Source organism: Capnocytophaga leadbetteri (genome assembly GCF_003054025.1).
In the GTDB taxonomy this organism is placed as follows: domain Bacteria; phylum Bacteroidota; class Bacteroidia; order Flavobacteriales; family Flavobacteriaceae; genus Capnocytophaga; species Capnocytophaga leadbetteri.
On record NZ_QBKG01000023.1, the window covers coordinates 21,960 to 30,633 of the forward strand.

The following is an 8,674-nucleotide window of genomic DNA, read 5'->3' on the forward strand; positions in this document are numbered from 1 at the left end:
GGAAGGCTATGAAGGCTGAGAGGGCTGGAAGAGGAATGAGATAATCATATTTTCAAGTTTATAAAAATCCCCGCTTATAGGACAACCTATAAGCGGGGATTTTTTCATTTTGCTAATTGTTAGCGGCTAATGACTACCCATTGTCCGGTGGTGCGGGTGTTGTAGCGGTTGTTGTACATCGCTTCGGCATAAGTGCCTGGTAGATAGTATCTACCTGCATACGATGCGTTTAACTTCAGCTTTATCACCTTAGTTTCGTTGGCTCTGAGTGATAAATAGAAGTTGGCACGGTCATCGCGGAAATCGGCGTAGTCTATATACTCGTTATCATCAGCTCCGTAATCGGTGAAACGGGTGTTGATAATCTCAAACCCTGAAGGGATAAGCTGTGTAAGAGCGACGTTATCTACCCGCTCGTTGGTGAGGTTGCGCACCTCTATAGAGGCGGTTAGCTCGGTGCTTTGGCGTAGGGTGCTGACATCTATCGTTTGTCCCTTATTATTATGGAAAACTGTTTTGATAGAAAGTCCGTTTTGCATAGCTAACTCTTGTCCCACAGGTAACACTCCGCTGCTAATTAGGCGTACATAAAGCGTTTGCTTTGAGTTGTTTTTCACCTGTACAGGCGTTTGTCCTTTGGCGTTGAGGGTTACTTGTACCATTGGTTCGCTTGAGCTTACTTTTTCGGTCTTGCCATTTACGGTATAGGTAGCCTCGAAGCTCTTACCACTCTTATTTACTGCTACGTATTTCGCCATAGCATAAAGCGAATAAGCAGTGGTTTGGGTGCTGAGCCAATCGTTAGAAGATAGTTTTTCGGCTATCTCGACCGCCCAACGAGCGGCATCGGTTTTTCTGCCTATCAGTAGGGCTGTTTCCATTGCCATTGCCTTGTTGCGCCATACGGAACCATAGTAATAATCGCTGTCCTCATCTATAGCAGTAGTGAGGAAGAGTTTTTCGGCTGTCTGTTTCTGACCAATAAGAGCATAAGCCGCTGCTAAAGTGCGTTTGGCATTTTCGCTTATATCTTTGAGTTCGCGTAGGCGGTTCATAGCTCCTTTATTAGCACTACCGGCTAAAGCCAAAGTATAGAGGCGGTAGGCTTGCGCGAAATCATTGCCATATTCGGGTTCGTATCGCCATTGGCGCGCTTCAGTATTCTGGTAGTCTAACCACTTCTGTTTGCTGCCTGAAGGTAATACATAGCCTTTTTTCTCGGCTTCGATATAAAAATGACCAATGTATGAGGTAACCCAATTATCGGCATAACGACCGCCTTTCCAATAGCTGAAGCCACCGTTAGCCAATTGGTTTTCGTGTAGCTTGCTAATAGCCGCTTTGACATTCTTGCTCACTTCGTCGGCTTTGTCTTTGCTAAGCGTTATAAAGTCGGCTAAGAACAATTGAGGGAAAGCCCCTGAGGTAACTTGCTCGCCACAACCGTGAGGATAGCTGATGAGGTAGCCCAAACGCTGGTGTAGGTTCACCCCTGGGAAGCTAGAAATCTCGAGAACTGTTTTATTCTTTTCGCCCAAGGCTGCTGTGTTGAGGGTCTGTGCTTGTCCGCCAGTAAGTACTGCATTTTGTACCGCATAGGTAAGCGGATTAGGGTTGTAAACGCCCATTTCGACCTCGTAAGTAGCTTTTTCTTTGCCAGAAGTGGCGGTTATTTTGACCTTGCCTACCCCTTGTTGGGCAGCTTCGAGTTCAAAATAAGCCATTTGCTCTCCGTTTTTGGTAAAGTTAAGCGACTGCTGGCTGCTGCCAACCACCTTGAACTGTCCGTTAGTGCTAACGCTTAGGCTTACGTTGCGCACGTGGTTTTCCATAGCAAATACAGTTACCGGCAATACTACTTTTTCGCCTGGTACTGCTTTGCGTGGCAATGAACCTAAAAGCGATAATGGGCTAGTAACTGGTATGTCTTTCTTCTCGGCACTACCATAGGCGTTGTTCTTGACATCAGAGGCTACGACCATTACACGAGCAGAGCCCATATAGTTAGGAATGGCTACTGAGTGGGTATTGCTGCTGCCTTTCTTGAGTTCGAAAGGGCCTTTGAAGATAACAAACGGTTTGAACCTATTGGCTTTTTGGGCTTCGCTACCGCCCAAATCTTCGTCGCCCCCTATACTGAATGCTTGATTGATAGTACCCCCATAAGCGCCTATCACATCATTATACACGTCCCACGTTTTTACGCCCAAGGCGATTTTAGAGAAGAACGCATTCCAAGGATTAGGAGTGCGGAAGCGGGTGAGGTTTAGCAAGCCGTCTTCAACAATGGCTAATGTATAGTGCATTGGTTTGCCTGTTTTCTCGCTTACCTTTATATTCACTTTTTGGTTAGGGGTGAACTTGTCAGGAGCTTGTATTACAGGAGTTAATATGGTATTAGGGTCTACTACCTTTATAGGTGCTACCCCATAGAGGCGTATAGGGGCATCGTTGGCAGTTTGGTTATGCGGCTGCAAGAGGGTAACGTATAGGTATACGTTAGGGGTCATCTTGCTAGTGATAGGTAGGGTAAAGTTGGTTTCTTTGTCGGTTGTTTCTACCCAATGCGTTTCGAGCACATCACTGCCATTTTCTACTGATACGAGGGCACGTCCGCCTTTATCAGAAGGGAATGAAAGAGTCGCTTTTTCGCCTACACTATACTCTTTTTTGTTAGTACCTAAGGTTAGCATAATGGCTTCGCTACCTTCGCCGCCGCGAGACTTGCCGCTCCAGCTACCCCAATCGAAATAGACGGTAGTACCACAACAGTGACCGCTTTGCTCATCGGTGAGTAGGACAAAATATCTGCCCCAATTATCGTCAGAGATGTTGAGGTTAAACTGCGCCTTGCCCTGTGCATTGGTTATTAGGCGATGTTGCTCGTACAAAGCATTGCTACTGCTGCTGTTGTAAGTAGAGATGTTTTGGTTAGAGGCGTCCCACCACCAATTCCAACCTACTTTATAGACAGCTACGGTAACCTCTTTGCCTTTTAGCGGTTTGCCGTTTTCGTCTAACACTATGGTTTCGAAAGTATGGTCTTGCTCGGTGTCATAATAGTCGTATTTGTTTACGGCAGGGAGGTGTAGCCCCACGTACTCGCTATAAGGCGAATACATAGCCGAGCATACATCGGTACTAAAGTCGCCACCACTTTCGTTGGCTTGGGTTAGGAAGTTCACCTTCAGCATACCAGGGGCTTGCATTTGGTTAGGCTTGAAGAAGAAAGACGCATAGCCATCGGCATCGGTACGCCCTTCGTATAGGTTGAACTCTTCGCCCTCGAAATCGTAGGCTTTGTTATTGAAAAGGTATTTTTCATAGCCTTTGAAAGCTGTTTCGGTAGGGTAGAACTTCGCTTTTACGCTTACCCCTGTATTGCCCGCTGGGCTACCGTGTAGCCAAAGCACCTGTAGCTGCGCATTGCTACCATTGGCACTGATGCGCTTGCCACTGAGGTTGTTTTCTATCTTTAGGCGGTTAGGCTTGATGGTTTCTACCTTTATCAGTTTGCTAAACTGAGAAGCCCCAGCAGAGATGAGGACATTCCAACCTCCGGTAGGGGCATCGGCAGCTGTTTTGAGTCCGAATACGTATAGGTTGTTTTCTTTAGCGCCTTGCATCTGTTCGGCAATTACCTTGCCATAAGGGTCGCTAAAGCGCAACTTGATAGGTAGTTTTTCGGGGTTCTTCTGAGCGAAATCGTTAAGCACAAAGCTGAGGTGTATGCTATCGCCAGGACGGTATACGCCGCGCTCGGTGTAGATAAAGCCATTTAAGCCCTTTTGTAGCTTAATACCATCGACATCGTAATTGCTGAGCGATAGAGGAGCGCCCTCGTCTAACTTCACGTAGGTAGTAAATTTGTCTTTCTTCACCTTAGCAAAGTACGCACGGCTGCTGAGTTCTAAAACTGCCAATCCTTGTTTGTCGGTTTTGGCCTCTTGTATTTTCTGCTGCTGATAGGTGTACACCTCTATGATAGCCCCTGATACGGGTTCGGTAGAAAGCAGGTTGTTCACCGCAAAGACATAGCTGTTGTTCTGTCCTTTTTTCACTATAACGCCAAGGTCGGTAGAAAGCACATTGGTAACCGCCTTTTTGTTATAATAATACTCCTCATCGCAAGGGTTTTCGCTATAGCCCCAATAGTCCTCATCGTCATCGTAATAATACTCGTTGTAGTTTACATCATCGTCATTAAGCGATTTTTGTTCGTATGAGAGGTCTAAAGGCTCAGTATTTTGTCCTTCGCAGGCGTAGAGCGAATAGTTTTTCTTCATACCTATTTCGACCCTATAGATAGCGCCAGGTTCGGGAGTGATGAGGCTGGCGAGGTCTAAGGCGTAGGTGTTCCAATCGTGTAGGGAATTGCGTACATCGTGGTCTAAAGCGATGACCTTGCGCGCAATAGGTTTGCCCACACGGCGCAGGCTGCCATCGGTGCTGCCCAAGCTATTGTCTTGCAAAAATTGCAAGATATTATTTTCATAAATACGCGATACCTTTACGTGTACTGCACGCAGATTGATAGCCTGAAAGTTGATTTTGAGGTTAGCCGAGCTAGGTAGCAAGGTACCACTGCGCACCAAGCGTACTTGAGGGTTGAGCGGTGGGAAAGTGATAGGTATATAGCGGTCTTTTGCCAAACGCTGACCATAGATGTTCTTCACCCCTTGCATTACATTGACAGTGAAGTCAGAAGCGGTGCTTACCTCTTCGCGCATTACCTTAAGCACGTTGCCATTTACGCTGTATTTTTGGCTAACGCCGCTAAGGGTTACCAATCCTTCGAAATCTTGGTTTTTATCTAAAGGGTCGGAGAAGTTTACGCTGAATACGCGGTTAGCTGAATTCTCGTCGATGCGTACATTCACCACCTCGAAGACTCCTTTTTTAGGCAGGTTGAAGCTAAAAGGCAGTAAGTTCTCTTTTTTGACCCCTGAAGCGTCCCACTTTACCTCTAGAGTTTGTTCTTTATCGGTGCGAGGGAGGCTGTCGAACACTATCGCAAAGCGGTTAGACATCTGGTTAGACTGGAATTTTACCGACACCTTTTTGCCGCCCACAGTAGCCGAAAGGAGCTCTTTAGCCTCGTTATAAGTAAGCTGGTCGTTAGCGAGCAACTCGGCATTGAGGAAGTAGAGGTCTGGGCTGTAGGACTGTAGGTCGCCTTTTTGGATACGGAAAGCCTGCTCGAAAGTTTTGAGCGTGAAGTTGAACGCCTCGAGGGCTTTGTCATTGACCTCGAAGAGTTTTTTTAGGTGAAAAGACACTTGGTATTTGGTGTCTTGCTTAAGAGGCTCGTTAGGGATAAAAACTACCTCAGTAGGGGTAGCGCATACTACCTTACCCTTGACGCTAGGGGAGATGCTGAAGAGGTCGAGGCTCTCGATTTTGTCCATCTTGTCTTGCGCAATGGGTTGGTTTAGCAGGATTTTTACCTCGGAATGGGCTGATACCAAGCCAGAGGTGTAGCCTGAGATATAGGCTTTGAACAGCATAGGGTCGCTGTTGAAATTAGCATTTTTCTTACACGCAAAGAGGGTAAGTAATGCTACTAATAATAAACTAATTCTTTTCATATAATTATAATTTTTTTTTGAATGATATACTACAGGTGATTTTGGCGGTAAAGGTACGAATGATTTTGGTAATTAACAAGTTTTTTAACATTCTTTTTTGTAACCTCGCCCTGACTCTTTTATAACCTTTTTATAACCTGCCCTTAACTTTCTTATGATCTTTTTATAACCTCCCCCTAACCCCCTCCAAAGGGGGAAGTGTGATGGTCAGTATACACGAGCGTTAGAGAAGAAAAGGATACACGAAAAAAAACTGCTTGAAGGAAGATTGTTAGCTGTTTATACTTTGGTAAGAGTTCGCTAATCCTTCGCTAATCCTTCGCTGTTCCTGTATTGTTTGTATAGGATAAGTGTATTTAGAAAAATTTTCTGTAGCTGTGGAGATACAATATCTTGATAATATAACTAAAAAAAATTATCTTTGCAGCCGTAATGGTGGGGGTGAGAATTTTGAATTTTGAATTCTGAATTTTGAATTGGGCACAAGCTGCAAGCTCGCACCAGCGGGGGGCTGTTAGTATTGTCTCTATTGAAAGAAAGGGAACTATCTCAGATAAAGAATTAGGAGAGCGAATAGCTTCGACAAGAAAGGAATGGAATAATTGTTCTAAATTGTAATGTTATGTCATTTGAAGAAGAAGTAGTAAAATCTTTAGATTCAACAAAAGAATTAAATTCTTTTCAACCAATGAGAGATATGGTTGCTTTAGCAAGGGGTAAGAATATTTCTGATAAAGAAATTAAGTCTAAACTGCTAAGTTTGTTTGTCAAGTATTATGAAGAAGGGGAGAATAACAATGAAGAATCTCGTGATAGAGCTGATAAAATAGCAGATTTATTAGATGAAATGGATTATAATCGTGTTTAAAAAATCCCCGGTAATGTATCAAATGTGTTGTTAAATTTTTATCACTTTAAAAATCAACATAATACAAAAGAATTGTCCTGCTATTTTTCTTTATACACCATAGAGATAAGCGTTTTTTAAGCCTATAAAGCGCTCTAAATAGTGCGAGGGGGATTATAAATTTTGGGACAAGTGGGACAGGTGGGAGGATTGAGAAGGCTGGGAGGATTGGGAGGGCTGGGACAGGTGAGACGAGTGGGACGGGGAGAGAATTATGAATTTTGAATTGGGCACAAGCTGCAAGCTTGCGCCAGCGGGGGGGAGTAAAACACTTGCATAAATATATAAAGTATGAATCAGATTTATTTTATGGTGCCTAATACTAAGGCAAAAGGAACCCCCATTTATTTAGATGGGATTTTACACACACGATTTATTCCGAAGGAAGAATACAAAGGCTCTACACTTCCTCCTGTGCTTACCAGAGATAGTTGGCGTATAGGATGGATGAACTTGACTGAGCTCCCTGAAAAACTTTATCTTATCAATAAGCATAGGCTATTAGATTTTGATTATTGTGATACATCAAATGGGTTTATCATTTCAGAGAAATTTAAAGAGATTATGGACAAACATAATCCTATGAAGTACCTTTTCACTCCCGTTGTGATGCTTAACAGAGACGGAGAGGTAAACTCTCAGAAGAGTTATTACTTTATTACAATCCAAGAAGATGTACAAGCTATTGATTTTGATAAATCAAAATTCATAGAGGTTAGACCACCAGACATAGAAGTAGGGGAAAGATTCCCAAAAGCTAAAATAAAAGAAGCTATAAAAATAGTTCTTAATAAAAAACTATTAGGGACAAAACCTATTTTCTATATTTATCAGTCATTTTTTGATGCTCTTCTTTATTGTAATGAAGAGTTTAAAAATAGTGTAGAGGCTCAAAAAATAAAGACAATTGAATTTCATCCAATTAAAGAAGTAGTTGAATATTTAAATAAAACATATAATTTGAAACTTTCTAATACTGAATTTATCATTGAATAATAAGGTGAATTATAGACTAAGTTATTTTGAGAATGTGTAATTTAGGTAATGTATCAGATGTGTTGTTAAAATTTTATTTCATTAAAAATCAATACAATACAAAAGAACTGACCTACTATTTTTCTTTACTTACCATAGAGATAAGCGTTTTTTAAGCCTATAATGTGCTCTAAATAGTGCGAGGGGGATTATGAATTGTGGGACAAGTGGGACAGGTGGGAGGATTGAGAAGGCTGGGAGGATTGGGACGAGTGGGACAGGAAGAGAATTTTGAATTCTGAATTTTGAATTGGGCACAAGCTACAAGCTTGCGCCAGCGGGGGTAATATATCATACTAACTCCGAAGAATAAAGAGATCATTATACAAAGATTTTTGAAGAAGCAGGAATTACTAATTTTCAATTTAAAATAACAAAATAATATGAATGACTATGTAAAAATATCAGGTTTTGAAAAGATTGAAGGTGTAGAAATACTATATTTACAAAAAACAGAGAAGTATGATTTTTTCAAAATAGTAAATGCACAAAAGCCTTTATTAGCGACAAAAGGGGGAGTCGTTGAAGATGGCTGTTTCATAATAACACCTGAAGGAGATATGTTTTTCTCTGTCCAATATCATATGGATATAGAAGGATGGCGAAACCAACTAAAAAGAAGTGCTGAATTATTACATATATTGGTAGGCTGGATTGATAAGGAGTCTTTTATTCTATCAGATGGACGTTCTTACCTTCTAAGAGAGTGTAAGGTAACAACTGATTTTAAAAATCACCATAAAGGGTAATGTATCAGATATGTTGTTGAAATTCCAACAACTTACTAATCAGTAAAATACAAAAGAACTGCCCTACTATTTCTCTTTACTTGCCATAGCGAGAAGAGTTTTTTAAGCCTATAATGTGCTCTAAATAGTGCGAAGGGAATTGTGAGTTGTGGGACAAGTGAGACGGGTGGGAGGATTGAGACAGGTGGGAGGATTGAGACAGGTGGGAGGATTGAGACAGGTGGGAGGATTGAGACAGGTGGGACGAGTGAGACAAGTGGGACTTGTCATATCCTAAAATAGGTTTACACTAAAAAAAGGAAAAAATATGACAAAAGGGCGAGCAGAGATAGTTCGGTACAGTGATTGCTTTAAGAGAGCTGTCATAGAAGAAATAGAGAAAAAAGGCTTAAGTA

5 protein-coding genes are annotated in these 8,674 nt (G+C 42.1%); 4 read left to right on the forward strand and 1 reads right to left on the reverse strand.

Annotated elements, in window-relative coordinates:
• Window positions 1-119: 119 nt before the first annotated feature.
• On the reverse strand, window positions 120-5,588 hold the full coding sequence (locus C8P65_RS11420; protein ID WP_107782906.1) for an alpha-2-macroglobulin family protein: 5,469 nt from the start codon (window positions 5,586-5,588) through the stop codon (window positions 120-122).
• A gap of 622 nt (window positions 5,589-6,210) precedes the next feature.
• Here C8P65_RS11420 and C8P65_RS11425 point away from each other — a divergent pair.
• The 4 genes from C8P65_RS11425 (at window position 6,211) to C8P65_RS12390 (ending at window position 8,556) form a co-directional block, all read left to right on the forward strand.
• Window positions 6,211-6,456: a hypothetical protein gene (locus tag C8P65_RS11425; RefSeq protein WP_107782907.1), complete on the forward strand. Its 246-nt coding sequence runs from the start codon at window positions 6,211-6,213 to the stop codon at window positions 6,454-6,456.
• A 330-nt stretch (window positions 6,457-6,786) separates the two neighbouring features.
• Complete coding sequence (locus C8P65_RS11430; protein WP_107782908.1) at window positions 6,787-7,491, forward strand: Imm43 family immunity protein; 705 nt, start codon at window positions 6,787-6,789, stop codon at window positions 7,489-7,491.
• Window positions 7,492-7,913: 422 nt separating this feature from the next.
• Window positions 7,914-8,279, forward strand: coding sequence for a hypothetical protein (locus tag C8P65_RS11435; RefSeq protein WP_107782909.1), 366 nt, complete (start codon window positions 7,914-7,916; stop codon window positions 8,277-8,279).
• A gap of 148 nt (window positions 8,280-8,427) precedes the next feature.
• Window positions 8,428-8,556, forward strand: a complete 129-nt coding sequence (locus C8P65_RS12390) for a hypothetical protein (protein ID WP_281260419.1) — start codon at window positions 8,428-8,430, stop codon at window positions 8,554-8,556.
• Window positions 8,557-8,674 lie beyond the last annotated feature (118 nt).